29 protein-coding genes and 1 riboswitch are annotated in these 26921 nt (G+C 42.3%); of the genes, 26 read left to right on the top strand and 3 right to left on the bottom strand.

What is annotated here, in order from left to right; all coding sequences use genetic code 11:
* The first annotated feature begins 24 nt into the window (after positions 1-24).
* Positions 25-1083 carry a glycosyltransferase family 4 protein gene (locus FNK51_RS06265; protein WP_141992882.1) on the top strand — a complete coding sequence of 353 codons (1059 nt, stop codon included), beginning with the start codon at positions 25-27 and terminating at the stop codon, positions 1081-1083.
* A 212-nt stretch (positions 1084-1295) separates the two neighbouring features.
* Here the strand turns inward: FNK51_RS06265 and FNK51_RS06270 are convergent, their stop codons facing one another.
* Together FNK51_RS06270 and FNK51_RS06275 are read right to left on the bottom strand one after the other, a co-directional pair.
* Positions 1296-2318 (bottom strand): LCP family protein, encoded by a 1023-nt coding sequence (locus tag FNK51_RS06270; protein ID WP_141992783.1) that lies wholly within the window; start codon positions 2316-2318, stop codon positions 1296-1298.
* A gap of 178 nt (positions 2319-2496) precedes the next feature.
* Entirely contained in the window at positions 2497-3132 is a 636-nt protein-coding gene (locus FNK51_RS06275) for a YigZ family protein (RefSeq protein WP_141992784.1), read from the bottom strand.
* A 617-nt stretch (positions 3133-3749) separates the two neighbouring features.
* On the opposite strand from FNK51_RS06275, the gene FNK51_RS06280 reads away from it, so the two are divergent.
* The 21 genes from FNK51_RS06280 to FNK51_RS06375 all read left to right on the top strand — a co-directional run bounded on the left by FNK51_RS06280 (position 3750) and on the right by FNK51_RS06375 (position 20722).
* Positions 3750-4892 (top strand): sensor histidine kinase, encoded by a 1143-nt coding sequence (locus FNK51_RS06280; RefSeq protein ID WP_098371594.1) that lies wholly within the window; start codon positions 3750-3752, stop codon positions 4890-4892.
* Positions 4893-4939: 47 nt separating this feature from the next.
* Positions 4940-5623 carry a response regulator transcription factor gene (locus FNK51_RS06285; RefSeq protein ID WP_098371593.1) on the top strand — a complete coding sequence of 228 codons (684 nt, stop codon included), beginning with the start codon at positions 4940-4942 and terminating at the stop codon, positions 5621-5623.
* A gap of 200 nt (positions 5624-5823) precedes the next feature.
* Positions 5824-6666, top strand: a complete 843-nt coding sequence (locus FNK51_RS06290; protein ID WP_098371592.1) for a DegV family protein — start codon at positions 5824-5826, stop codon at positions 6664-6666.
* Between the two features lie 123 nt (positions 6667-6789).
* Positions 6790-8181: an ATP-dependent helicase ComFA gene (locus FNK51_RS06295; protein ID WP_286178591.1), complete on the top strand. Its 1392-nt coding sequence runs from the start codon at positions 6790-6792 to the stop codon at positions 8179-8181.
* Positions 8174-8866, top strand: coding sequence for a ComFC family protein (locus tag FNK51_RS06300; protein ID WP_141992785.1), 693 nt, complete (start codon positions 8174-8176; stop codon positions 8864-8866). The genes FNK51_RS06295 and FNK51_RS06300 overlap by 8 nt, the downstream gene beginning before the upstream one ends.
* A 96-nt stretch (positions 8867-8962) precedes the next feature.
* The gene (locus FNK51_RS06305) at positions 8963-9376 is read left to right on the top strand and encodes a TIGR03826 family flagellar region protein (RefSeq protein ID WP_141992786.1); all 414 of its coding nucleotides are present in this window, start codon (positions 8963-8965) and stop codon (positions 9374-9376) included.
* A 213-nt stretch (positions 9377-9589) separates the two neighbouring features.
* Entirely contained in the window at positions 9590-9853 is a 264-nt protein-coding gene (flgM, locus tag FNK51_RS06310; protein ID WP_098371589.1) for a flagellar biosynthesis anti-sigma factor FlgM, read from the top strand.
* 77 nt (positions 9854-9930) lie between these two features.
* Positions 9931-10419: a flagellar protein FlgN gene (locus tag FNK51_RS06315; RefSeq protein ID WP_181762197.1), complete on the top strand. Its 489-nt coding sequence runs from the start codon at positions 9931-9933 to the stop codon at positions 10417-10419.
* A 30-nt stretch (positions 10420-10449) separates the two neighbouring features.
* A complete protein-coding gene (gene flgK, locus FNK51_RS06320; RefSeq protein WP_141992788.1) occupies positions 10450-12009 on the top strand; it encodes a flagellar hook-associated protein FlgK in 1560 nt (519 codons plus the stop codon).
* Between the two features lie 15 nt (positions 12010-12024).
* Entirely contained in the window at positions 12025-12903 is an 879-nt protein-coding gene (flgL, locus tag FNK51_RS06325) for a flagellar hook-associated protein FlgL (protein WP_141992789.1), read from the top strand.
* Between the two features lie 44 nt (positions 12904-12947).
* Positions 12948-13514 carry a DUF6470 family protein gene (locus tag FNK51_RS06330; RefSeq protein ID WP_141992790.1) on the top strand — a complete coding sequence of 189 codons (567 nt, stop codon included), beginning with the start codon at positions 12948-12950 and terminating at the stop codon, positions 13512-13514.
* Between the two features lie 21 nt (positions 13515-13535).
* Positions 13536-13979, top strand: a complete 444-nt coding sequence (gene fliW / locus FNK51_RS06335) for a flagellar assembly protein FliW (protein WP_141992791.1) — start codon at positions 13536-13538, stop codon at positions 13977-13979.
* Positions 13979-14212 carry a carbon storage regulator CsrA gene (csrA, locus tag FNK51_RS06340; protein ID WP_141992792.1) on the top strand — a complete coding sequence of 78 codons (234 nt, stop codon included), beginning with the start codon at positions 13979-13981 and terminating at the stop codon, positions 14210-14212. The genes fliW and csrA overlap by 1 nt, the downstream gene beginning before the upstream one ends.
* A gap of 139 nt (positions 14213-14351) precedes the next feature.
* Positions 14352-15617 (top strand): flagellin N-terminal helical domain-containing protein, encoded by a 1266-nt coding sequence (locus FNK51_RS06345; RefSeq protein ID WP_141992793.1) that lies wholly within the window; start codon positions 14352-14354, stop codon positions 15615-15617.
* A 747-nt stretch (positions 15618-16364) separates the two neighbouring features.
* Complete coding sequence (flaG, locus tag FNK51_RS06350; RefSeq protein WP_286178585.1) at positions 16365-16727, top strand: flagellar protein FlaG; 363 nt, start codon at positions 16365-16367, stop codon at positions 16725-16727.
* Positions 16728-16741: 14 nt separating this feature from the next.
* Entirely contained in the window at positions 16742-18253 is a 1512-nt protein-coding gene (locus FNK51_RS06355) for a flagellar hook-associated protein 2 (protein WP_141992794.1), read from the top strand.
* Between the two features lie 24 nt (positions 18254-18277).
* Complete coding sequence (fliS, locus tag FNK51_RS06360; RefSeq protein ID WP_141992795.1) at positions 18278-18679, top strand: flagellar export chaperone FliS; 402 nt, start codon at positions 18278-18280, stop codon at positions 18677-18679.
* Positions 18679-19023, top strand: coding sequence for a flagellar protein FliT (gene fliT / locus FNK51_RS06365; RefSeq protein WP_141992796.1), 345 nt, complete (start codon positions 18679-18681; stop codon positions 19021-19023). The genes fliS and fliT overlap by 1 nt, the downstream gene beginning before the upstream one ends.
* 252 nt (positions 19024-19275) lie before the next feature.
* Entirely contained in the window at positions 19276-19833 is a 558-nt protein-coding gene (hpf, locus tag FNK51_RS06370; protein WP_098371577.1) for a ribosome hibernation-promoting factor, HPF/YfiA family, read from the top strand.
* A 270-nt stretch (positions 19834-20103) separates the two neighbouring features.
* Positions 20104-20250, top strand: a complete 147-nt coding sequence (locus FNK51_RS26410; RefSeq protein WP_181762198.1) for a hypothetical protein — start codon at positions 20104-20106, stop codon at positions 20248-20250.
* A 214-nt stretch (positions 20251-20464) separates the two neighbouring features.
* Positions 20465-20550, top strand: a riboswitch (cyclic di-GMP riboswitch).
* A gap of 31 nt (positions 20551-20581) precedes the next feature.
* On the top strand, positions 20582-20722 hold the full coding sequence (locus FNK51_RS06375) for an anti-repressor SinI family protein (RefSeq protein ID WP_286178586.1): 141 nt from the start codon (positions 20582-20584) through the stop codon (positions 20720-20722).
* Positions 20723-20871: 149 nt separating this feature from the next.
* Here the strand turns inward: FNK51_RS06375 and FNK51_RS06380 are convergent, their stop codons facing one another.
* Complete coding sequence (locus tag FNK51_RS06380) at positions 20872-21195, bottom strand: helix-turn-helix domain-containing protein (protein ID WP_063233922.1); 324 nt, start codon at positions 21193-21195, stop codon at positions 20872-20874.
* A gap of 416 nt (positions 21196-21611) precedes the next feature.
* Between FNK51_RS06380 and secA the strand changes: the two genes are divergently transcribed.
* The 4 genes from secA to cccB all read left to right on the top strand — a co-directional run bounded on the left by secA (position 21612) and on the right by cccB (position 26808).
* Positions 21612-24125 carry a preprotein translocase subunit SecA gene (secA, locus tag FNK51_RS06385; protein WP_141992797.1) on the top strand — a complete coding sequence of 838 codons (2514 nt, stop codon included), beginning with the start codon at positions 21612-21614 and terminating at the stop codon, positions 24123-24125.
* Positions 24126-24295: 170 nt separating this feature from the next.
* Positions 24296-25394 (top strand): peptide chain release factor 2 gene (prfB, locus tag FNK51_RS06390; RefSeq protein WP_286178587.1). Its coding sequence is split into 2 segments (ribosomal slippage): positions 24296-24358 and positions 24360-25394, totalling 1098 coding nucleotides; the frame shifts between segments, so codons are not numbered across the junction.
* A 204-nt stretch (positions 25395-25598) separates the two neighbouring features.
* A complete protein-coding gene (locus tag FNK51_RS06395; protein ID WP_480339391.1) occupies positions 25599-26414 on the top strand; it encodes a YitT family protein in 816 nt (271 codons plus the stop codon).
* A 49-nt stretch (positions 26415-26463) separates the two neighbouring features.
* Positions 26464-26808, top strand: coding sequence for a cytochrome c551 (cccB, locus tag FNK51_RS06400; protein WP_141992800.1), 345 nt, complete (start codon positions 26464-26466; stop codon positions 26806-26808).
* Positions 26809-26921: the final 113 nt, after the last annotated feature.

The following is a 26921-nucleotide window of genomic DNA, read 5'->3' on the forward strand; positions in this document are numbered from 1 at the left end:
TTCTTGATGTTCTTGATGTTCTTGATGTTAATAGGGGCCTTGTTGGTAGCCTTTTTATTATCCATTTTTTTGACTCCTTTTGTCGGAAAGCTGGCCTTTAAGTTAGGAGCTACCGATAAACCGAATGAGCGAAAAGTGCATAGTAAAATTATGCCGCGTATGGGCGGTTTAGCTATATTTTTGAGTTTTTTCATTACTTTCATTACCTACTTGCTTTTCATGGATGATTTTGGGGAGCAGCTGCCCCTTCTGGTGGGAGCCCTTGTCATCATTTTGATCGGGATGGCTGATGATATTTTTGAATTAAGAGCTGCACCCAAATTCCTGGGCCAGGTTTTAGCGGCCCTCATTATCGTATTATGGGGCGGTCTTGAAGTGGAATTCATCAATTTGCCGTTCTTTATCGATACACTTGAATTTGGTGTTTTAAGTATACCGATCACAATTTTGTGGATTGTCGGCATCATTAATGCAATCAACCTAATAGACGGACTGGATGGTCTCGCAGGCGGTGTCTCAACGATCGCATTAGTGACAATTGCAACTATGGCCCTTATTAAAGGGGACCTATTTGTTGCTATGGTAGCATTGATCGTGATTGGAAGCACTCTTGGCTTTTTGAAATATAACTTTCATCCGGCAAAGATTTTCATGGGAGATACAGGCGCATTATTCTTAGGTTACATCATTGCCGTTCTGTCCCTGCAAGGGTTTAAAAACGTTACGATGATTTCATTGATCGTACCGATCATCATTTTGGGTGTTCCCATTTCGGATACATTTTTCGCGATTATCCGCAGGGTCGTCAATAAACAGCCGATCTCGGCTGCTGATAAATCCCATTTACATCACTGTTTGATAAACTTGGGATTCACTCATAAGCAGACTGTCTTGCTCATTTACGCTTTAGCTGCTTGCTTTGGCTTAGCGGCAATAATCTTTCAATTTGCAACGGTGTGGGGAGCTTTGATCCTTGTAACGGGACTCCTGCTGATCATAGAAATTTTTGTGGAGAAAATTGGTTTGGTCAATTCAAACTATCAGCCGTTGCTGAAGATGCTCAACTTTAAAAACAAGTCATGATTGTTTTGGAAATAGATTACTAGATTAGCTAATTTTGCTAGTGTATAAATGAAAAGCCACCAACCGTTTAAATAACGGTTGGTGGCTTTTTTTGTTGAGTGCGGATCATTTAAGGCTGTCTGTGAAGCATGTCATTTCATATAAGTTAAGCTATATGGAGGCGAACGCTTCAAAAAGGAAACCCCCACTCATGAGTGAGTGGGGGTTGCACTTTATTCTTGTGTTTGTGATTGAGCAGCTTCGGTTTGATTGCCTTCATTCGGTCCCAGGTTCAAGTGGGATTGAAGCAACAGTTTAGTGTTCGCTACTGATGTATCGTTCAGCTGATAATAATAGGTTCCGTTAATGGTAGAATCCTGACCTTCAAGTTTGATGGTTTCAAGATTGAGTCCTTTATCGGTCGTTACATATTTTATGAAACCTTTCATTTGTGAGAATTGAAGGTTCGTTGTCATATTGTCACCGACAGCTTCCATTACGTCTGTATATTTCGTCAGTGATCCGGCAGAGGTTGCTTTGGCAATGATGGCTCTTAGGACTTCCTGCTGACGCTCACCACGTTGGATATCACTGTCCTTTTTACGTGTCCGTGCAAACGCTAATGCTTCTTCACCATCAACGGTCTGTAATCCTTCTTCGAGATGGATGGCATTCTTCTTGTCATGTGAATCGATTTCATTAATTTCATAAGGGACGTCGACTTCGATACCATCCAATGAATCTACGACATCGATGAAAGCATTAAAGTTCATGCGAACATAATAATCGACAGGGATATCGAATAACTCCTCTACGGTGTCCATCGTCGCTTTTGGCCCGCCGGCTGCGTGGGCCGCGTTGATTTTCGTGGTTACGCCTTTGGCTGGCACGTACACATAGGAATCACGTGGAATGCTTAATAGTTTGATAGATTTTTGATCTTTATTGAATGTGGCCAGCATTAAAGCATCCGAGCGGGAATTTCCTTTTAAGTCACGGTCCTTACTATCATCGATTCCTATGAAAAGGATCGAGAAATTATCTTCGAGCGGGTCGATCGCTGCATCTCGCTTTGCTGATGCTTCCACAGGGTCATAAGAATCACTGAATACATTCTGGGCTTTCATATACAGGGTTGCAGCATACGTAGAAGCTCCCAGACCAAGTACCAGCAGGGGAACAAGCAATAACCAAAGCCTCTTTCGCCTTTTTTTCTTTGTTTTTTTAATTTTATAAACACGCCTAGTAGTAGACATCTTTTTCTTCTCCTTTTAAATAACGAACATCAGACATATATCGCTATTTTTCGAATCCTGCAGTTTATATTTCGTCATATATTACACCTAATTTTACAATGATTTAATAATTTCGTAAAATAAATATTTCTTTTCAATTATATTACAGCATAAAAAAGGAAAAATATGCAGGAGTTTATCAGGCGAGTTCCTCTTCCAAATAAAGCATTTCTTCCTCAGTGATATGGCCTTGACCATTTGTCAGCTCTGTAATCCAAGCGGTATATGTCTCTTTTTGTGTTTCCTCAACATATACAAGGATATTGACCTGATCAAGGTACTGAATTTCCTTTATTTGATAAATGGAAGATCGCAATTCGTTTTCCAATTTTCCTAGCCAGGTATAGTCGACGGTTGTCGAAATGACCCGCATTAGTTTTCTTACAACCACACCTGTGGTATTTATTCCTTCTGAAGTCGCTTTGCTGTAAGCGCGAATGAGACCGCCAGCACCAAGTTTGATGCCGCCAAAATATCGTGTGACAACAACAGCGGTGTCTTTCAGTTCTTTTTTCTTAAGCACTTCCAGGATAGGGACGCCTGCCGTTCCGCTCGGTTCCCCATCATCGAGGGCTTTTTGGATTTGATTTTGTTCCCCGATCATATAAGCGGAACAATTATGTGTAGCATCTTTGTGCTTTTTCTTGATTTCCTGGATAAAGGCCTGTGCGGCATCTTCGGTTTCAACTCGGGCGATGTGGGAAATAAAACGGGATTTTTCAATGACGATTTCATGTTCGCCGCGACCTGCCACCGTTAAATATTGAGTGAGCATAACTATTCCACCTTCGTACTTCCTATTAGTTGATTTATTATAAGGCTTTGCGGAAAAAGTGGCAATGACGATTCATTTACATACCGCATGTGTAAAGAAACTTTAATATAAGAAAAAGCTGTACGTGTTATAATTAATTTCATTGCCTGTTATTGTTATTAGCTGGTCATATATGCTTAAAAGAATAACATTGTTGGAAAAACAAAAGTTCTGTGCCAATATCCTGGCTTTACTTTAACGCGTCCTCTCATTTCAGGGATTTTGCCATTTAATAAATGCATCTATTTCATATGATAATCAATGGAGCGGAATATCTCATTTGATTGAAAAGGATATTTTGTATTAGGATAATTGAAATGGCTTACTGCCTTTAATAGGCAGACTTAATGGCCGGGAATATGAGATGTATAGTAAATAGGTACATTTTATGGAAATCATAAAAGGGAATTAACGTATTTTTAATCATTTTTTGGTACAATATGTTCATGAAGGTTACTTCATACAAAATTTACCTGAAATTTAACCATTCATGAAAAAGGGAAAGAACTTTTTTCCATATACATAGTCTTTAAGACAATAAATTGTTTAAGTCTTTTGATTTAAGTGGAGGGATCTTAATGTCCATAAAAAAGGTTGATGCTAAAGCATTGGACAAGATCTTAGAAACAATGGTGAGCACTGTTAGTGAGAGTAAGGATGAAGTCTTTGATATCGGCGAACAATGCCGAAAGGATTTCGAGTCATTATCAAAAGAGCTTGATGATGTGAAAATCAGGGTTGCCATTGTGATAACCGACAGCGATGCATTGGATGCAAAAGCCAGGTTTGCTCGAAAAAGGCTTTCAGAAGTCAGTATGCACTTCAACCATTTTTCTGAAGAACAGGTGCGCGATGCTTATGAAAGGGCACATAAGCTGCAAGTCGATTTACAAATTAACCGGCAATTGGAGAAAGAGCTCCGTAATCGCCGGGATGAGCTTGAGTTAAGGTTAAGGGGTCTACAGCAGACGATCGATAAAGCGGTGCATCTCGTTTCGCAAATATCGGTAGTACAGAATTATTTGACACAGGATCTTAAATTTGTGGGGGAAGCCCTTCAAGAAGCGAAACGCAAACAGGACTTCGGCCTGAAAATAATCGAAGCCCAGGAGCAGGAACGTAAAAAGCTCTCACGTGAGATTCATGATGGTCCTGCGCAAATGCTGGCAAACGTCATGATGCGCTCAGACTTGATAGAACGAGTGCAACGGGAGAGAGGTCCTGATGAAGCGTTAGTGGAAATCCGCAGTTTAAAGGTCATGGTAAGGAATGCTTTATATGAAGTGCGCAGGATCATCTATGACCTTCGTCCTATGGCGCTTGATGATTTAGGCCTTGTACCTACCCTCAGAAAGTACCTGCAAACGACCGAAGACTATAATAATGGCGTGAATCTGAATTTCGTCAACCTTGGACAGGTCAAAAGGCTTCCTTCCGATATGGAGGTCGCTTTATTCAGGCTGGTTCAAGAGGCTGTACAAAATTCATTGAAGCATGCGGATCCAAAACAGATTCAAGTTAAACTGTCCATTTCCAAGGAGATGGTGACCGTCGTCGTCAAAGATGATGGAAAGGGGTTTGACTCTTCGATTCAAAAAGAAGGTTCATTTGGCTTGGTAGGAATGAGGGAAAGAGTCGAGCTGCTGGAAGGTGAAATGACGATCGATTCACAACCGGGGGCAGGCACTTTGGTATTTATACAAGTTCCCTACCATTTATAAATAATAGAGAATAAACATATTAAATAGAAATTAGGAGGAAGAAGCCGTTGAAGACTAGTATCATCATTATCGATGACCATCAGCTTTTCCGTGAAGGCGTAAAGCGCATATTAGATTTTGAATCATCCTTTGATGTTGTTGCCGAGGGTGATGACGGAAGCGAAGCTATGGACCTCGTTGAAACACATAAACCTGATGTTGTTATAATGGATATCAACATGCCGAACATGAATGGGATCGAAGCAACAAAAATGCTCGTGAACCGTTACCCTGAAACAAAAGTCATCATCCTTTCCATTCATGATGATGAAAACTACGTGCAGCACGCATTGAAAACAGGAGCACAAGGTTATCTTTTGAAAGAAATGGACGCAGATGCGTTGATTGATGCTGTGCGTGTAGTCGCTGAAGGCGGCTCATACCTTCATCCAAAGGTGACCCATAATTTAGTTAAAGAATATCGCCGCTTAGCAGCTGAAGAGGGTGCTGATCGTGATTCCGTACATACGATAGAAATCAGGAGGCCGCTACACCTATTGACTCGACGCGAATGTGAAGTGCTTCAACTTCTAGCGGACGGGAAAAGCAACCGGGCCATCGGCGAAACTCTATATATCAGTGAAAAAACAGTCAAGAACCATGTGAGTAACATTCTTCAGAAGATGAATGTGAATGACCGTACACAAGCGGTTGTACTAGCTATTAAAAATGGCTGGGTGGAAGTGAAGTAATTAAAGCGTTCGATAAGTCCGGCTCTTCAGATACCGCAATGCGTGCTGAAGGGCTGGATTTTTTTTGAATGGATGACTCGATTCAAATTCTCGGTTTCATATTTTTGGTAATGCAGAAGGCTATTTAATGCAAATAAGGGCATTTTCAGATAAAATGGTGAATATGATACAGAGTAAATTTTTATAAGGATGGTACTATTATGAAAACCGCAGTCGTAACAGATAGCACTGCATATATACCTAAGGAAATACGTGATCGTTTACATATACATATGATGCCGCTTAATGTCATTTTTTCCAATGAAGCTTACCGGGAGGAAGTTGATATAACTGCGGATGAGTTTTATGAGGAAGTAAAGATGCAGGAGAAATTGCCGACCACTTCACAGCCTCCAATCGGGAAGTTTGTCGAGAAGTTCGAGGAACTGCAGAAAGAATATGATGATGTTATTTCCATTCATTTATCGAGCGGCATCAGCGGAACGTATCAAGGAGCGGTATCTGCAGGTGAAATGGTCGAGGGAATTAGGGTTCATGCCTTTGATTCGGAAATCAGCTGCATGGTACAGGGGTTTTACGTGATCGAGGCGGCAAAAATGGCACTTGATGGTAAGGGTGCAGAAGAAATCATGGCAAGGCTCGAAGAAATGAAACCATCGGTAAGGGCCTACTTCATGGCAGATGACCTATCCCATCTGCAGCGCGGCGGCCGCTTAAGCAGTGCCCAAGCATTGATTGGCAGTTTGCTTCAAGTGAAGCCTGTCCTCCATTTTGTTGATAAAGTCATCGTCCCATTCGAAAAAATCCGTACAAGAAAAAAAGCGATGAAAAGGATTGCCGATTTACTTGGGGAAGACGCGTCGAGCGGCGAGAAATATAAAGCCGTCATCATTCATGCAAAACGGGAAAGTGAAGCTAAAGACTGGAAAGCCGAACTTGAAGCCCGATTCCCAAATGTCGAGTTCGACATCAGCTACTTCGGTCCGGTAATCGGAACGCATCTGGGCGAAGGTTCAATGGGGATGGGCTGGTATAAAATTTAAGCTGTGACGCCTTTACTAAGTGTAAGGCGTTTTTTTATGGAGCAAAAAGGAATCCGGGAGTAAAAAGCGAATGATAAGGAGGAGTGTAATTTATCAAGAAATGGAGGTTGCAGTTTGAAAAACATGAGCATTTCCCCCCCTTATTCCCCGGAACTTCAGAACCATCTCACCGGAAAACACCTTTTGGCCTTCGAAATCCCCTTCTCCCAAGAACTCCTCGCAGAGCACCTCAAGAATGGGTATGTCTCGGAAACTTGCGGCGTGCAATCGGGGAACAGCAGTTTTAACTGTGTACGCTGCGGTAACAAAGATCAAACGTTGTTTTATACATTCCCTTGCAAGATTTGCAATCAAGATTGCACATACTGCCGCTCATGCATCATGATGGGACGGGTCAGTGAATGTGCAAAGCTTTATAGGTGGACCGGGCCCGGCATTCAGTTTACGATTCCTGAAAATGTTATGAGGTGGGCAGGCACTTTATCGGCAGGTCAACAAAATGCCTCCGACTGTGTCGTTGAAGCCGTGAACGGAAAAGATGAATTCCTGGTATGGGCTGTATGCGGGGCAGGGAAGACGGAGGTCCTATTTCCGGCGATTGAGGCAGCCTTGCATGCCGGGAAACGGATTTGTTTGGCAACACCGCGGACCGATGTCGTTCTCGAACTCTCCCCAAGGTTAAAAAAAGCCTTTCCTGCCATTGACGTCACGACCCTCTATGCCGGCAGTGCAGATAGACATGGCTTTTCGCCACTGACAGTTACCACGACACATCAGCTTTTCCGTTTTAATGAAGCTTTCGATGTCATCATCGTTGATGAAGTCGATGCGTTTCCCTACTCAATTGATGATTCGCTGCATTATGCGGTTAATAAATCGAAAAAGGTTTCTGCGGCGACCATCTACTTGACCGCCACACCTTCGAAACGGATGCAGCGGCAATACCGAAGCGGTAAATTGAAAGCCGTCATAATCCCGGCCCGTTATCATCGACAGCCAATTCCTGTCCCTGGAATGAAGTGGAGCGGCAATTGGCAAAAACTATTTCTTCAACAAAAGATTCCCCCCGCAATTAATGGATGGGTAAGTGAACGCCTTAAGCAGAACATCCCCTTCCTATTGTTTTTTCCAAGCATTCAAGTGATGGAGCAGGCCATTCCGCTGTTCCAAAGACTGTCCCCAAAATTATCGATTGTCCACTCCCGGCACCCTGATCGAAAGGAAAAGGTAATGGCACTAAGGAATGGAATGATTCCGGGATTACTGACAACGACCATCCTGGAACGCGGCGTGACAATTGATCGGTTGGAAGTAGCCGTGATTGGTGCTGAACATGAAGTGTTTTCTGAAAGTGCCCTCGTTCAGATTGCCGGCAGGGTAGGGAGAAGCCTTGCTAACCCTGCCGGGACGATCACCTTTTTTCATTACGGTAAAAGTAAAGCGATGGTCGAGGCGGTTCACCATATACAAATGATGAATAAAGATGCCATGAAAAGGGGGCTGCTCGATGAATAGATGTCTTGTTTGTGATGAGGGAATGAAGCAGGCATTGACATGGAGGAGCTTGCTTAAACGGGCCGAGGCAAGGGTAATCTGCGATGGATGTGAGGGGAAACTTAATAGGATTACCGGAGAGACGTGTACAATGTGCTCAAGGCAGTTGGACAGGGAATATATGACCAGTGGCCTCTGTCTGGATTGTTCAAGATGGGAAAGGGACGGGGAATGGGGAGGCTATTTGTCGAAGAACATATCGCTATTTCATTACAATGAATACTTAAAAGATATCATTGCTAAATATAAGTACCGGGGGGATTATGCATTAGCTGAGGTTTTCGCTCCTTTTTTGAAAGAAAGGTTAAAGGACATGGAATTTGACCTGGTAACGGCCATCCCGCTTAGTCATGAACGGCTTAGGGAGCGGGGATTCAACCAAGGGCAGGCTTTGGCAGATCTGATTGGACTTCACACGGTTGAGACTTTGACAAGAATCCATACGGAAAAACAATCAAAAAAATCACGGCAGGAGAGGATCTCATTGCCGCAGGTTTTTCAGGTGATGCAATCTGATTTGCTGGAGCATAAATCAATTTTGGTCATTGATGACATTTACACGACAGGCACAACTCTCAGGCATGCAGCGAAAGCATTGATAACGGCTGGGGCCAAAGAAGTATCATCCATCACCTTGGCTAGGTGAAACAGCTTATTTTAATGAACATCCCTAAAGTATCGCCGGGATTATTCGATATATACACTAAAGAATAATCGCTGTGATGGTGAAGGAGGGAACTCGATGGAAGTATTCAACTGTCCAAACTGTAATTCGTTATTCGTTATGACGAAATTCCGGGATGTATGCGATGCCTGTTATAAAGAAGAAGAAGCCCAATATGATAAAGTGTATGCATATATTCGCAAAAAAATAAATAGAACGGCGTCCATGATGCAGGTGGTTACGGACACCGGCGTTGAAGAAACGTTATTAATTAAATTTGTGAGAACCGGAAAGCTGGTGCAGTTTCCTAATCTAGGAATTCCATGTGAAAGTTGCGGAACTAACATCAAGAGCGGAAGGTTATGCGGCAAATGCGGCGATTCACTGCGATCGGGTTTGCGGGCATTTGAAAATGAGGAAAAGCGCCTTACTGAAATTCAAGGAAATGATAAAAAAAATACGTACTACATGAAGGATGATCAAAAAGGATAAATCATGGAATCATGATGCGGCATTTGTTAAAATATTCGATATTGAGAACAATATTCGACAATGGGTGTCGAAGGAAAGATTAGCAGGAAACAATTAAAGAAATCCAAACCTTGTCGATAATGAAGATAGGGAGAATAACACAGTCCAGAGCCATTTTCATGTGTTAGGAATCAATGGGATTTATAAAATCGACCGAAGGAGAGGATCTGGAATATGAAAATCAATAACGTCGGTATGACAGGTGTTAACCCTTATAAACTACAAGCCAATAAAACGGGGAATATACAAGAATCCAAGGTCAAATCCTCGGATAAAGTTGAAATTTCTTCAGCGGCAAAAGAAATGCAGCAATCATCTCCGATTCTTGCTGCAAGACAAGCAAAAGTGGACGAATTGAAAATCCAAGTTGAAAAAGGAAATTATAAATTGAATGCACAAGCAACGGCTAAGGGTCTCATCGATTTTTACCGGAAATGAATTTTCAATGAAAAAGCTTGAATGAAGTGGACGGAGCCATTTTCCGTCCTTCATTTATGAGCGGAGGAGGCAGGAAAATGTCTGCACGGAACATCATCGGATCGCTTGAAAAATTGATCAAGCTTCATAAAAGCTTCAATCAATTGGCGATAAGGAAAACGGCCATTTTGAAAGCAAATGATACCGAGGCGATTACTGCCCTGCTGATTTCGGAACAAAAGCATATTAAAGCCATCAGTCAAACGGATAAGGAAAGAGAAAGGGCAGTCGAGGAATTTCTTGCAGCCAATGGAACGGTGGGACAGCCTGCCTCCATCCATACCGTAACGGAGCTGACAGGACCTGAAGAAACGGAAGTCCTTGCAATGCTAAAAGCGGAATTGATTGAAGAAGTGTCAAAGCTGAAGGAGAGGAACGGCTTAAATCAGCAATTGATCTATCAGTCCCTTCAATTCATCAATGTCTCTTTGGATATTCTAAGGCCGCAGAACCAGAATCTGAATTACGGGGATTCGGTTAGGAAAACGGCGAAAATAGGCATGGGTATGTTTGATTCCAAAGCATAAGAAGCAGAAAAAAGATGGAGGTGCGAGCAAATGATTTCAACCTTTATGGGTCTTGAGACCGCCAAGCGCGGATTATCCACCTCTCAAGGAGCCTTGTATACAACAGGAAATAATGTGGCCAATGCCAATACATTAGGATATTCAAGGCAGCGGGTCAACTTGGTCCAGACGTCGGGCTTTCCTACTGTCGGTTTGAACAGCCCGCGTGTTGCCGGCCAAATCGGGACAGGGGTGGCAGCTGAAACGGTTCAGCGGATCCGCGACAGTTTCCTGGATGCACAATACAGGACACAAAGTAATAAAATCGGTTATTACGGGGCCATGAGCGAATCCCTGACGAAAATGGAAGGGATCATGAACGAACCGACCGACAGCGGATTAGCCGCCACGATGGAGAAGTTCTGGAATTCGCTGCAGGGGCTGACGGCCAATACGGAAAACTCCGGGGCCCGTGAAGTCGTTGCCTCGACAGGTGTCATGGTCGCGGATACCCTGAACTACTACTACAACTCGCTAACGAATGTTCAAACGGATATAGGCAATCAGATAAACGTCAAAGCGAACGAAATCAATACGCTCATCAGCAGTATTGATCAGCTTAACCAACAGATCAGTAAAGTGGAGCCGCATGGCTATATCCCCAATGATCTTTATGATAAACGTGATGTACTCGTGGACAATCTCTCGCAGCTTGTCAGCATTAAAGTGAATAACGTCATTCCGAAGGATTACGGAAGAGCCAGTGATGTGGCTACAGGGCTATACAACATCGAATTGATGCAAGAAGACGGTTCGTCTTTTGCGCCGCCCATCAATCTTGTCAGTGTTAACCAAACCGGGATGGCGGGAACTTCGAAAGTTGAAGTTAGCCATGATAAAAAGACAGGTATGGTAGACGGATTGAAATTTGGTTCGAAAACATTGACGGATTACAAATTCTCGGGAGAACTATCCGGTTTGATCAAAAGCTTCGGCTATATGAAGGCTGATGGCATGATCGGCGGCGCTTATCCTGATATGCTGAAAAAGCTCGATAATATGACGACGGCTTTTGTGAATGAGTTCAATGCCATCCATAAACAAGGATATGCCTTAGGTGATGACAACAATTCAACATTGAACTTCTTTGAAGTTGAACCTGGTAAGAGTGCCGCCCAAAGCATCAAGGTGAATAGTGAAATTGTTAAGGATCCCACAAAAATAGCCGCAGGCGGAAAAAGCGGAGGGGCATCCGGTGATAATGAAAATGCCAAACTCCTGGCTGACCTTAAAAAGAAGGCGTTCAGTGAGTACTCGACTAAAGACCAAAACTCTGATGAATTGACAGGAAGCTTCGACACCTATTATACCGGTATCATCGGAAAGCTTGGCGTGGATTCCCAAAGCGCCAAAAAAAACCTTTCCAATTCTGTCGTGCTTGCTGCATCGGTCAATCAAAATAGGGAGTCCGTCAGTTCCGTATCCCTTGATGAAGAAATGACGGACATGATCAAATTCCAGCAGGCATACAACGCATCTGCAAGAATGATGACGATGATGGATGAAATGCTCGATAAAATCATAAACGGAATGGGTACGGCAGGCAGATGATAGGAGGGGACGAACGTGCGGGTAACGCAATCGATGCTAACCAATAATATGTTGAGGAATTTAAGCAGCAGTTACGAAAAGATGTCCAAGCTGCAAGAGCAGGTTTCCTCTCAAAAGAAATTCTCCAAACCATCCGATAACCCTGTTGCGGCCATGATGGGAATGGGGTACCGGACGACCCTCAATCAAATAGGGCAGTATCAAAGTAACATTGCGGAGGCGACCAATTGGATCGACAGCACAGATGATGCCATTACGGAAGCGGTTTCCGCCATGCAGCGGATTCGTGAATTAACCGTTCAAGGCAGCAATGGCACGTATGAAGGAGAACAACTTAAAACCATTACTGAAGAAATTAAACAATTAAATGAACATCTCATAACTCTCGGCGACACACAGATTGGCGGGAAGTATATTTTTAACGGTCAGGATACGAATGTGAGACCATCGTCCGTTAAAGATGCGAATGGAAATACGGTGTATGGCACAGGGGACATAAACCTTGAAGTGTTTTCCGGGATTTCCCTTAAAATTAATACGGACGGTTCCAAGATTTTTGGTGATGCACTCGCTGCCGGCGGAAGCATCGACCGAACAATCGATGCACTCGAAAACGGCGGGGACGTGAGCGGGACGCTTGAAGGACTTGACACAACGATAAATACTTTCTTAGGCATGCAGGCACAGGTTGGCGCAAGGCAGAATCGGATTGAGCTGATGACGGACCGTCTCAAGCAGCAGGAGGTTTTTGCCACTGAAATCCTTTCGAAAAATGAGGATGTCGATATCGAAAAGGCGATCATGGATTTGACGACCCAGGAAAGTGTCCATAGTGCTGCATTAAGTATCGGAGCAAAAATCATGCAACCGAGTTTATTGGATTTTCTTCGCTAAGCTATTCTTAAATGGATAGCTTTTTTCTATAAGGAGTGTTGATGATGCAGATTCCACAAATCAGATTGCAATCCACCCCAATGAAGATTGGATTGAATATAGAGCAGCCTGTACAGCAAATCGAACAGAAGGCGGCGGTCCAATCTATCGAACAGCCGCAAGCCATACTGGAGATTCAAACGGCCCCAGGCAAGCTGACGATCGATCAGTTACAAGCAAGGGAAGACATGGATTTGAAAAGCCTCTCAAGAAGAGTCGATGAATTTGCGAAGCAGGGATATCAAGATTGGCTGGCGGGTATGGCAAGACGTGCCCAACAGGGAACGGAGCTGAGGCATATTGAAAAAGGGGGTAATCCACTCGCTGAACATGCCAGGCAAAACAGCATAGGGCATGATAAGCAATTCAATCTCGGATGGATTCCCTCTCATTTCAGCGTGAAGCTGGACTACGAGCCTGCCCGAGTGGAGATTGAAGCAACCGTACAAAAACCGATCATTGATGCTCAAATCAATGGGGCGAACCATACATACACACCAGGAAGTGTGGATGTCGAAATTCTACAAAAAAATGCGCTGGATATAGATTTCACCAAATTTATTACCGGATGAGATAGGGAAGTGAAAACATAGATGATCATACAAACAAAGTTTCATGGCGAACTAGAATTGGCAGAGAAAGAGATTTATGTATTTGAAAGCGGGATACCAGGATTTTTAGAAGAAAAACAGTTTTGCTTGCTAGCTTTGGATGACACGCAATTTTTCGTCCTGCAATCGATAGAAACAAAAGAGCTTGCCTTCATTGTGACGGACCCTTTTGAAGTGTTTCATGATTACGAAGTGAAGCTTACGGATGAAGTGTTATCTTCTTTACAAATTGAAACGGAACTGGAAGTCATCACTTTCGTCATCTTAACGATCCAGGACCCTTTCAATGAAACGACGGCCAACCTCCAAGCTCCCATCATCATAAACGGACCTAAAAAAGTGGGTAAGCAATTTATCATGAATGCTAGTGAATACCTTACAAAGCACAGACTGTTTGAACCTCCAGCAGAACAGGTGGGGAAATGATGCTCGTATTGACCAGAAAACCAAATGAAGCGATCATGATTGGCGATGATATCGAAATTACGATTCTGTCCGTTGAGGGGGAACAGATCAAACTGGGGATCAATGCCCCTAAAAACGTCGATATCCATAGGAAGGAAGTCTACCTGTCCATCCAGCAGGAAAATAGAAAAGCTTCAAAAACAGAAACCAATTTTCTGGAAAATATAAATGAGTATTTCAAGAAAAAATCGTAAAAATCCGCTAAATATGTTTCCAAGCAGGTCGATATTAACTATACAACGATGGGCTGTGAAATAGGCGTCCGACTTATTCACTGCCCATCGTAAACAACCACATGGACGTGGGGACTTAAGGCTCAAGGAGGAAACATAAATGATTATCAATCACAATATTTCAGCTCTAAACACGCACCGTCAATTATCAAGTGCAACGAATGCACAATCCAAATCAATGGAGAAACTAGCTTCAGGCATGCGCATCAACCGTGCAGGCGATGATGCAGCCGGTCTTGCAATCTCTGAAAAAATGCGTGGACAAATCCGCGGATTGGACCAAGCTTCCCGTAACTCACAAGATGCCATCTCTTTGATCCAAACTGCTGAAGGTGCATTGAACGAAACGACTGACATCCTTCAACGCATGCGTGAGCTTGCTACACAGGCATCAACGGATACTAATACAACTAGTGACCGTGGAGAAATCCAAAAGGAAATGGATTCATTAACATCTGAAATCAACCGTATCGGTAACACTACTGAATTCAATACACAGAAATTATTGAATGGTTCTAAGGATTCAGCAACTGCAGCTCAAGCAGCAGTGGAAGCTGCTCCTGCCGTGGCCGGTAGCGTAACATCAACAGGAACATTAAGTACAACTGCAGGCGACACAGTAGTAGTAGATGGAAAAACATTTACGGTTGCCGCTGCTGATGATGCCGCTGCTGGAGAGTTCACAGATCTTGATGGATTAATTGCTGCTATTGGAGCAGATGCTGAATTAAGCGCTAAGTACACTGCAACTAAAGATGGCGGACAACTTAAATTAGAACAAAAGACTGGAGCTGAATCTGCAACTGCAGCAACTATCACTGGAACTGGCGGTCTATCTGTAGATGCTGCTGAAACTGTAGATGGGTCTGCGGAAGTAAAAGCCAAAGAAGCTGTTGAAGCCGGAGCAGGTCTTCAATTCCAAATCGGTGCAAACGAAAATCAAAGCCTGACACTTGAAATTGGTGATATGCGTGCAAGTGCTCTTGGATTGACTGGTACTGGTACAGGCTTCACAACTGATACAAATGTAAGCAATGGTACAGATTCTACAGGTGTTGAATCTGGCCTGGATGTTTCTGACGCTAAAAACGCATCAGCTGCTATTACAAAAATTCAATCTGCGATTGACACTGTTTCAGCAGAACGTTCTAAACTAGGCGCTAACCAAAACCGTTTAGAGCATACGATCAACAACTTAGGTACTTCTTCTGAAAACCTGACAGCTGCTGAATCACGTGTTCGTGATACAGATATGGCTAAAACAATGATGGAGCAAACTAAGAACTCTATCTTGGCGCAAGCTTCACAAGCAATGCTAGCTCAAGCAAATCAGCAACCGCAGGGCGTTCTTCAGTTACTTCGGTAATTAAATAGTTAGCCTAATAAAGGGTCTGACACTTTGTGTTAGGCTCTTTTATTTGTACTGATTGAAGGGTGCAAGGAACACTACGATGCAGAAAAATGGGATTACTGGCCCTTAAAAAGTAAGGGACCATCGGTTTATCTATCACCAAGGAATCTTATGGCTAGATATTATCTTCATTGAGTATGATGGGACTACAAAATACGTAGATGAAGATGTGATTACTGTGTATGGTGAAATGACTGGTGAACACAGCTATCAATCACAAGCTGGATGGGATATATCCATTCCTAGTATGTTCGCAGATTCATTTGAATAAAAAGGGAGTTCTATAAATTAAAATCATCAGTCATAATTTTTTCCGAACGTAGAGAAGTGATTATCACCCTCAGTTTTAATCTTTCTAATTTTAAAAAAAGACTGTAGATAAAAGGATTTCTATCTAAATGTTAAAACAAGGTTGATTGGAGCGGGTGTGCGAGACTCCTGCGGGAGATACGTGTCCAAGGGAGACCCCGCAGGCGCAAAAGCGCCGAGGAGGCTCCCGGACCGCCTGCGGAAAGCGAGTGCCTGGAGTGGAAATTAACTAGACTCCAGTTATTCTTCTGGAGTTTTTTAGTAGAATCTCTTTTATAGAAAAAGATCATTCATGATAGTCTACAGTTGAAACCAAAATCAAAAAGCTTTACTAAATATAAAACTGTAAGAACCGATATAAAAAGTAAAGACATCATATTGGGGGCTATTTAGATGCTGGAGAGTTTGTCCACGAATATTCTTTCCTCACAACTTAGAACAGCAATCTCGGAAGGAATCAGTTCATATTATCAGCGGGAAATGAATACGCTTGCCTATTCGGAACAAAGTGTGGAATCTACTGATGAGCCTTCAAAAGAAAAGGTGCAGGAAATGGTGGATAGTTTGAACACCTTCCTGAATCCGACACATACGGCCGTTCGTTTTGAATATCACGAGAAGCTGAATGAGTACTTTGTCAAGGTAGTCGATGACGTGACGGATGAGACGCTCAGGGAAATTCCACCGAAGAAGTTATTGGATTTCTATGCGGCAATGACGGAGTTTGTCGGCATAATGGTGGATGAAAAAATATAAGCGGGTGATTTATTTTGGTACGAATCAGTGGTTTAGCAAGCGGGATGGACATTGATGAACTAGTTAAGAGCATGATGCAGGCAGAACGGGTGCCGTTGGATAAATTAACACAGAAAAAGCAGTATTCCGAGTGGCAGCGGGATGATTACCGTTCGGTAAATACAGCTTTATCAGAATTGGATACGCTCATTCGTGATGGAATCGGGAAGCAGTCTTCTTTCATTAAAAAGAAGGTGTCGGTATCGAATCCAGATGCTGTATCAGTGAGAAATGTGAATTCGACCAGTGATTTTTCCGGGAATATACAAGTGAATGGACTTGCTAAAGCAGCAACCATGACAAGTACGGAAAAATCAGCTGTTACCGACCCCAAAAAGAAACTATCGGAATTGGGTTTCACGACACCACAAGATATTACGATACTCGCCATCAATAAAGATGGCGGTTTTGATACGGAAGTAAAAGATGGAGTGACAGTGGAAAAACCGTACACGCTTACCCTTAATGCGGACGATACGTTAGAGAGTGTGATAAATAAAATTAACGCTAACTCGGGAGTGACTCTATTTTTCGATGAAACGTCCCAGCAGTTTTCCATCACTGCTAAAAATACCGGTGATGTTAAAGGTCGGCCTGAAATTGAATTGGGAGGCACCGGAGATTTTTTCGATACGTTAAAACTGGGCAGTAACAATGAAGGAGCTGGCGGCTCAAAAGGGGAAAATGCGTCCATTGTTTATAATGGACTGGAAATTTCCCGGCCTTCGAATACGTTTCAGATTAATGGAGCGGAAATAACGGTAAAGCAAAAAACGACCGATACAGTCACATTCTCATCAAAAGCTGATGTGGATGCCATCCTGGATACAATCACTCAGTTTGTGAATAAATACAATGAAGTCATTAAAAAGGTTCAAGATAAAACGGGCGAAGCGAAATATCGCTCCTTTACGCCGCTTACCTCTGAGCAAAAGAAGGCAATGACAGAGGATGAAGTGAAGCTGTGGGAAGAAAAAGCGAAGAGCGGAACGTTAAAAAGTGATTCGACATTAAAAAGTCTCCTGACCACAATGAGGTCATCTCTATACACCTCGGTGGATGGAATCACTGGAAAAAACAATCTCAGCAGTTTGGGGATCACCACGACCAAGAATTATTTGGAGGGCGGTAAATTAACGATTGATGAGGACAAGCTCCGGACAGCCATTAGTGAGGATCCCAATGCGATTTATGATATGTTCATGGCCAATGGTTCGGAAAAGAGCGACAAAGGCCTCGCGCGCCGGTTGAGGGATGATATAGAATCATCGATGAAGGTGATTACTGAAAAAGCCGGAAAGGCCGGCTATGTTAATAACAATTTTACAATCGGAAAATTGGTGGACGGGCTGGACAAGAAGATCTCAACATTTGAAGCAAAGTTAACGAAATTGGAATCACGTTACTACAACCAGTTCACAGCGATGGAAAAAGCGATTCAAAAGGCAAACAGCCAAAGTGCATCGTTAGCTTCTTATTTTAGTTAAGGTAAGTTGGAAAGGAAGTTAAGTATGGCGATAAATAATCCATATCAATCGTATCAGCAAAATTCAGTCAATACAGCATCCCCGGGAGAGCTTACATTAATGCTTTATAATGGCTGTTTGAAGTTCATCATGCTTGGGAAGAAGGGCATTGAAGCAGGAAATATCGAAGCGAAGAATACGAACATCATCAAGGCGCAAAATATTATCCGCGAATTGATGGTGACGCTGAATATGGATATGGATGTATCCAAAGATATGATGAGTCTGTATGATTTCATGAACCGGCGTCTGATCGAAGCGAATATGAAAAATGACGTTTCTGCCTTGGAAGAAGTGGAAGGACTTGTTACTGAGTTCCGGAATACTTGGAAGGAATTAATTCAGATCAATCGAAAAAAACAATTTACCCAAAGCGGTCAAGTGTAATGGTAATTAGAACCTTTCATGATTTGACTGCTGAATTGCTTGCCGTTCTGGAAGATCGCACGATCACAGAGCGTGATGATAAAATAGAAAGGATCACAAAGCTGATTGATCATCGGGATGAGCTTCTTTCTCAAATCAAACCGCCTTTTACTGGTGAAGAGCAACAATTGGGCCGTGCAGTACTGTTGCTCAACCAACAGGTCGATCACTTGCTTAAGCTCCAAAAGCAGGAGATACAGCGGGATATCCAGGAAATAAATAAGAAGAAACGATCGTCCAATAAATACACGAACCCGTATGAAAGTCTATCAGTGGATGGCATATTTTATGATAAAAGAAACTGATTACCCTGCCGTTTGGATTCCAAACGGTTTTTATGTTATATATTTTTAAATTTTCTGTAAATAATATAGGCTTAATTTTTTCTTTATAGCATAGCATTTGATATAATGAAGCTAGGGCAGACATCAACCCTTTCCAAACCTTCCGACAATTGTTTCATTATTTCGACATATTTCATGATGTGTTTCTAAAGGGAACCGGAGGGGTATTGTAGAATCTAACTGTATAGTCTTAATTTAAGGAGGACTCACTTTATGAATTACAACGTACGCGGTGAAAACATTGAGGTAACTCCAGCAATTCGAGAATACGTCGAAAAGAAAATTGGCAAGTTAGAACGATATTTTAACAATACACCAGATGCAAATGTGTTAGTGAATTTAAAAGTGAACAATAATACATCTAAGGTCGAAGTGACGATTCCTATGCAGAATTTGGTTCTTCGCGCTGAAGAGGAAAATGCGGATATGTATGCTGCCATTGACTTGATCAATGATAAGCTTGAACGCCAAATTCGTAAACATAAAACGAAGGTCAACCGTAAGTTCCGGAACAATCTATCGACGACACCCGATGCATTCGCCTTCAATACGGATGTTGACGAAGTGGTGGATGAATTCGAAGACGATAATGATATTGAAGTGGTCCGAAATAAGCGCTTTGATTTAAAGCCGATGGACAGTGAAGAAGCGATTTTACAAATGAATATGCTTGGTCACAGTTTCTTCGTTTACACGAATGCGGATACTAATACAACAAACGTAGTGTACCGCCGAAAAGATGGGCGCTATGGATTGATTGAACCTAGTTAACTATTAATCTAAGATCAAAAGCACAACCCAGCCTCTGGGTTGTGCTTTTTTAATAGAATTCGTTGGCTGTTGGATTTATAATTTTGTTCTCTAAAACATCGAAAAGTTCATTTAAAAGAACAAAAAAGTTCTTCATTAAGATAAGTAGTCAGTTTTACCTATTTAAACACCCCTAACTTTTGCACTATACTCGAATTGTTAGTTCTTTAAAAAGAACAACTAGTTATTTATAAAAAACAATTTGATTAAGGTGCAGAGGGGTTGGATAATATGTATCAAAAGAATTGCCATACATGCCATAGGGCTTCTTTTAGCAGTGCGGAATATGGAAGGTGGCTTTGCCCGACCTGCGGTGAGGATTTAACTGCGCAAAAAGCCCTCGATGCACTTATAATTGAGAGAATCAATACACCCTAACGAAATATTAAGAGAAGCAATATTCACTATTATACAAAAAAGCGAAATTGAATTAGTCCATGATAAATAACCTGCACTATGAATTTTCTTAATTTTGTAATATTTTGTCGGATAAAAGTTTTTGCTTTTATGTGGATTACCGACATAAAATAGCAATATATGGAGTATGTATCCGTTATAATATGATTATAGGCATTGTATTTGGTAATAAGTACCATGACAAAGGCAAACTTATTGAAAGATTAGGGCGCAAAGGCACAGGTCTAAGGTCCTTGTGACTATGATGGCTGGTCTGCCTGAAATACAAAGAGTATTTTAGGAGGTAGAAGAGGTGGCTAATGTGGCAATGGATCAAGAATGGGTGAAATTGATTTCAGAAGCAAGGAGCTTGGGTTTCAAAAAAGAGGAAATCAGTGCTTTTTTGAAAAGGGAAAGCCTTGAGGTATCTTTTGAGGAGAACGATGGAAAATAGGTTTCGAACAAGATCGAGAACATCCCTATAAACAGTGGTTCGATTCATTAGCTGTTTATAGGGTTTATTTCTCCTTGAGATTCTGGAGAGTCTAGCTTATTCAAACTGTATTCTTCAGGATTATGTAGGTAAACTAGTGCACTACCACTCTACTCTTCTTTATCTTTTCTCCATTTATTAAACTCGATGAATTCCCTGAATTGTTGTTTTGAAACACCCGAATTCATGGCTTCCTCAACGATTTTCATCCAGTCAGTGTCCAAGGTTTCCTTATTTGGTGCATCATAAAGCAGGGCATCAACAGGAATGTTAAGTACGGCGGAGATTTTTTCAAGAAATTGAATAGAAGGATTCGTTTGTAAGTTCCGCTCGAGCGAACTTAAATAAGACTTTGCCACACCCGCTTTATCGGCAAGTTCAGTCATCGACATTTTCTTTTCTTCTCGCAGTTTTTTTACACGTTCACCAATCATCAATACCACCTCGAAACATGTTCTATTTATCTTCCGCTATTAAGTTTCAGTAGCCCACCTTATCATTCAAAACATGACGCCTGTATGGTTGGATTACCTTGACATGCTATCGCTAGAGAGGACATAGCACCTAATGGAAGGTTATGGATAATTCTCATTTACATATGGAATAGTAGGGAGTTTGCAACATATTTTTTATACTTCCTTCTATTTTAACAGTTTTACTCCTCATTTATCCATTGTTTTTCGCAAGAATTGAATTCAGGTCTATACCAGGTAAGTGACATGAAGTTGTACCTCCAGAATAGAAGTGGTAAAATTAAGCGTGCATTAGTAATAATAGAAGTTGTGTTTCTTCTTACTTATATGAATTTAGTCATTGAACGATCATTACCATAATAGAGGAGCGTTATTGAATGCTTAATATATTAAATAAAGTTTTTGATCCGAATAAGCGAGAAATCAAACGATTAGAAAAAATTGCCGATCAGGTCGAAGCATTGGCTGATGAGACGGCTGCGCTATCGGATGAACAGTTGCGTGTCAAAACGGATGAGTTTAAAGAGCGTTATCAAAATGGGGAAACCGTTGATGATTTGCTTGTCGAAGCTTTTGCGGTTGCGCGTGAAGGTGCAAAGCGTGCTCTGGGCTTATATCCTTACCGTGTTCAAATCATGGGTGGGGCATCCCTTCATGATGGAAATATCTCCGAGATGAAAACAGGGGAAGGTAAAACCTTGACATCCACCATGCCTGTTTATTTAAACGCGCTTACCGGTAAAGGTGTACATGTCGTTACTGTCAATGAATACTTGGCACACCGTGATGCCACCGAGATGGGTGTATTGTATGATTTCCTTGGTTTGACCGTCGGATTGAATTTGAACAGTCATTCTAAAGAAGAAAAGCAGGCGGCGTACAATGCGGATATTACGTACAGTACGAATAATGAGTTAGGTTTTGATTACCTTCGTGACAATATGGTGTTATATAAAGAACAAATGGTACAGCGCCCGCTGCACTTTGCTGTCATTGATGAGGTCGATTCGATTTTGATCGATGAGGCGAGAACGCCATTGATCATTTCCGGTTCCGCACAAAAATCGGCTCAGCTTTATATCCAGGCCAATGCGTTTGTGAGAACCTTAAAAAAAGAAACGGACTACACATATGATGAAAAGACAAAAGGTGTTCAGCTGACGGAAGATGGGATGAACCGAGCTGAAAAAGCGTTTAATATCGATAATTTGTTCGATATTAATCACGTTACTTTGAATCATCATATCAATCAGGCGTTAAAGGCGCATGTTTCCATGCATTTGGATGTGGATTATGTGGTCCAGGAAGGCGAGATAGTCATCGTTGACCAATTCACTGGCCGTTTGATGAAAGGCCGCCGTTACAGTGAAGGTCTCCACCAGGCGATCGAAGCGAAAGAAGGACTTGAAATTCAAAATGAAAGCATGACTCTTGCGACGATTACATTCCAGAACTATTTCAGGATGTATGAAAAACTTTCAGGTATGACCGGTACAGCCAAAACGGAAGAAGAGGAATTCCGCAATATTTATAATATGAATGTCATTGCGATCCCGACAAACAGGAATATCATTAGGGATGACAGGGCAGATCTTATATACGCGACAACTGATGGGAAATTCAAGGCTGTTGTGGAAGACATCGCCGAGCGTTATAAAAAGGGTCAGCCTGTGCTTGTCGGTACGGTTGCCATCGAAACATCTGAAGTCATATCCGCCTATTTATCAAAAAAAGGAATCCCTCACGATGTTTTGAATGCCAAGAACCATGAGCGTGAAGCAGAAATCATTGCGAATGCAGGTAATCAAGGCTCAGTTACGATTGCTACGAACATGGCAGGGCGCGGTACGGATATCAAGCTTGGTGAAGGAGTCAAGGAGCTTGGAGGCCTTGCTGTCATCGGCACGGAACGTCATGAAAGCAGGCGTATAGATAACCAGCTGCGTGGTCGGTCCGGCCGTCAAGGAGACCCAGGGGTCACTCAATTCTATTTATCAATGGAAGATGAATTGATGCGCCGCTTCGGTTCGGATAACATGAAAAACATGATGGCACGCCTTGGAATGGATGATTCTCAGCCAATCCAAAGTAAAATGGTGACAAGGGCCGTTGAATCCGCACAGAAACGGGTCGAAGGCAATAACTTTGATTCACGTAAGCAATTACTGCAGTATGATGATGTTCTCCGTCAACAACGGGAAATTATATATAAACAGCGTTTCGATGTCATGGAAAGTGAAAACTTACGTGAAATCGTCGAAACGATGATTACGGCATCCATCCAGCGAAATGTTGTAGCCTTTGCACCAATGGGTGATGAGGAAGGCTGGAATTTACAAGGCCTTGTGGATTACCTGAATGGTAACCTATTTAATGAAGGTTCAATCACTATAGCTGATTTGGAAGGAAAAAATGAAACGGAATTGGTTGAGTTCATTTTAGCAAAAGTGAAAGAGGGCTATGATCAAAAAGAAGAAGAGCTATCCGAAGAACAAATGCGTGAGTTCGAAAAAGTAATCGTTCTTCGTGCAGTCGATAGTAAGTGGATGGACCATATTGATGCAATGGAGCAATTGCGCCAAGGGATCCACCTTCGTGCTTATGGCCAGATCGATCCGTTACGTGAATATCAATCTGAAGGTTTCGCAATGTTTGAAGCCATGATTGCTTCAATGGAAGATGAAGTCGCCAAATACATCATGAAGGCTGAAATCCGCAACAATTTGGAGCGTAAGGAAGTCATAAAAGGACAAGCGGTCAATCCGAAGGAAGAAGACGGGGGAAAAGTGAAAAAAGCCCCTGCCCGTAAAAAGGAAGACGTTGGCCGAAACGCGTTATGCCCATGCGGCAGCGGTAAAAAATATAAGAATTGCCATGGTAATTTAGGCTAAAGTTAGGTGTATAATGATTATGGGACGGTTAAGTGTGAGGCTTGCCGCCTCTTTTCATGTTTAGTTTGCATAAAGCAATATATTTGCATATAGTTTGAAGAGGTTTATTTGTAATGAAGCGAATCCCTCTTCAGGGATTTTTTTTAACATACTTAATGAGGTGAAGAGAAATGGAATTAGCAGAAATAAGAAATGAACTTGAACGGACAGCGCAACGATTAACGGACTTTAGGGGGTCTCTTTGACTTAGATGAAAAAGAGGCGCGAATCGCACAGCTTGAAAATGAGATGACACATCCCGATTTTTGGAATGATCAGCAAAAAGCACAAAATGTCATCAATGAAACGAATGCTTTGAAAGAACAAGTCAATCAATTGTCCGATCTGAATGAATCATATGAAAATCTGGATTTGACATATGAATTAGTGAAAGAGGAGAATGATCAAGAACTTTTGGCTGAGCTGGAAGAAGAAATCACGATTCTTTCACAAAAGATGAATGACTTTGAACTTCAACTTTTACTAAGTGAAGAATATGACTCGAAAAATGCCATTCTTGAACTGCATCCTGGTGCAGGCGGAACGGAGTCCCAGGATTGGGGTTCCATGCTGCTTCGTATGTATACAAGATGGGGTGAAAAAAGAGGATTTAAAGTGGAAACCCTTGACTACCTTCCAGGTGATGAAGCTGGAATCAAGAGTGTCACTTTAATTTTCAAAGGCCATAACGCCTATGGTTATTTGAAAGCGGAAAAAGGGGTCCACCGTCTTGTCCGGATTTCTCCTTTCGATTCCTCAGGGAGACGCCATACTTCATTCGTTTCATGTGAAGTCATGCCGGAATTCGATGATACGATCAATATAGAAGTACGCACGGAAGATTTGAAAATCGATACGTACCGTGCAAGTGGTGCAGGTGGTCAGCATATCAATACAACGGACTCCGCAGTCCGGATCACCCATTTACCTACGAACACAGTGGTAACGTGCCAAAACGAGAGATCTCAAATCAAAAACAAGGCCCAGGCCATGAATATGCTGAAAGCCAAATTGTATCAACGTGAAATTGAACAGCAACAAGCGGAATTGGATGAAATCCGTGGTGAGCAAAAGGAAATTGGCTGGGGCAGCCAAATTCGTTCTTATGTTTTCCACCCGTATTCCATGGTTAAAGATCACCGTACCAGTGCGGAGACCGGAAACTTGGGAGCGGTCATGGATGGGGATATCGATATGTTCATTGATGCGTACTTGCGTTCAAAATTATAAGATCAGCCAGTCGGACCGGTATCCCCGGTCCGGCTTTTTTTTATGATTGCCTTTTTAACGAATCTTCTGGCTGACATTTACAGGATGGAAAAGGGATGCTCTACCTCGTTCGGCCAATACTAGATAATAATGATGGTTCGAGGAGACTTATGCAAAATGAAGAAAAGATACCGGGAGCAGAAGCACCCTTTAATTCAAAAGTTAATGGAGTATGGATTGGTGATTGTCGGTTCGGCCATAATTGCCATTGGTTTTAATGTATTCTTACTGCCAAACCAGGTTGCATCTGGCGGGGTCAGCGGGATTAGCACGATTCTCGATTCAACTCTCGGTTGGGAGCCGGCTTATGTACTTTGGGGTTTTAATATCCCTTTGTTCATTGCGGGGCTTATTATCCTTGGAAGACATTTCGGAGCCAAGAGCCTGATTGGAACCTTGTTTCTGCCTTTAGTGGTATTTCTGACAAAGGATTGGGATGCATGGACGAATGATGCATTGCTTGGTTCGATTTGCGGGGGGATGATGGTCGGACTTGGGCTGGGGATCGTCTTTCGCGGGAAGGGTTCCACAGGGGGGACCGATTTGGCGGCACAGATTTTCCATAAGTATACCCATCTGTCATTGGGGACCTGTGTGGCTGTCATTGATGGAATCATCGTTTTAAGTGCTGCCATCGTTTTTGATATTGAAAAAGGGCTTTATGCATTAATAGGGCTATATGTGACAAGCAAGACGATCGACCTCGTCCAGATTGGATTGAACCATTCGAAGATGTCTTTAATTATCACGAATAAAGAAATGGAAGTAAGGGATGCTATCATACATGAGCTGGACCGGGGTATAACAGGCATATCCGGGTATGGCGGCTATACGGATGATACTCGTCCAATTTTGATGTGCGTAATAGACCAGTCGGAATTCACCAAATTGAAACAATTGGTGAAACTCGTTGACCCTAAAGCGTTTGTAATTGTAATGGACGCATCGGAGGTACTTGGGGAGGGTTTTAAACTGGATTGAAATTGGTATAATGTTCTTGTGCTGGTATAAATCAGAGGGGGTAAATTCAATGAAAGTGAAATGGTTAGCCTTAGTTTTGGGTACTTCTTTGGCCTTGGCTGCATGCGGCGGGAACGATGATGCTGCAGATAAAGAGCCTGCAAGTGAAAATAATGAAACGACTACGGCAGGTGCCGGTGATGCCGCTAAAATTTATGAAAACAAATGTTCAAGCTGTCATGCAGTGAATCTTGAAGGCGGCGTGGGGCCGAATTTAACGAAGGTCGGTTCTAAGCTTTCGAAAGAAGATATCGAAAAAGTCATAGCGAATGGCCAAGGTGGAGGAATGCCAAAAGGTATAATCCAGGGCAAGGAAGCGAGCATGGTCGCTGAATGGCTTGCTGGACATAAGTAATGATAGACGAAACGTCCTGCCTTAGCAGGACGTTTCATTTAGCCTCCTTAAAAACCTCGAAACAACTCACATTTAATCCTTTATCAAGCAATCAAATCCTGGAATTATTACAT

Source organism: Bacillus sp. B4EP4a, assembly GCF_006680105.1.
GTDB lineage: Bacteria > Bacillota > Bacilli > Bacillales > DSM-1321 > Peribacillus > Peribacillus simplex_E.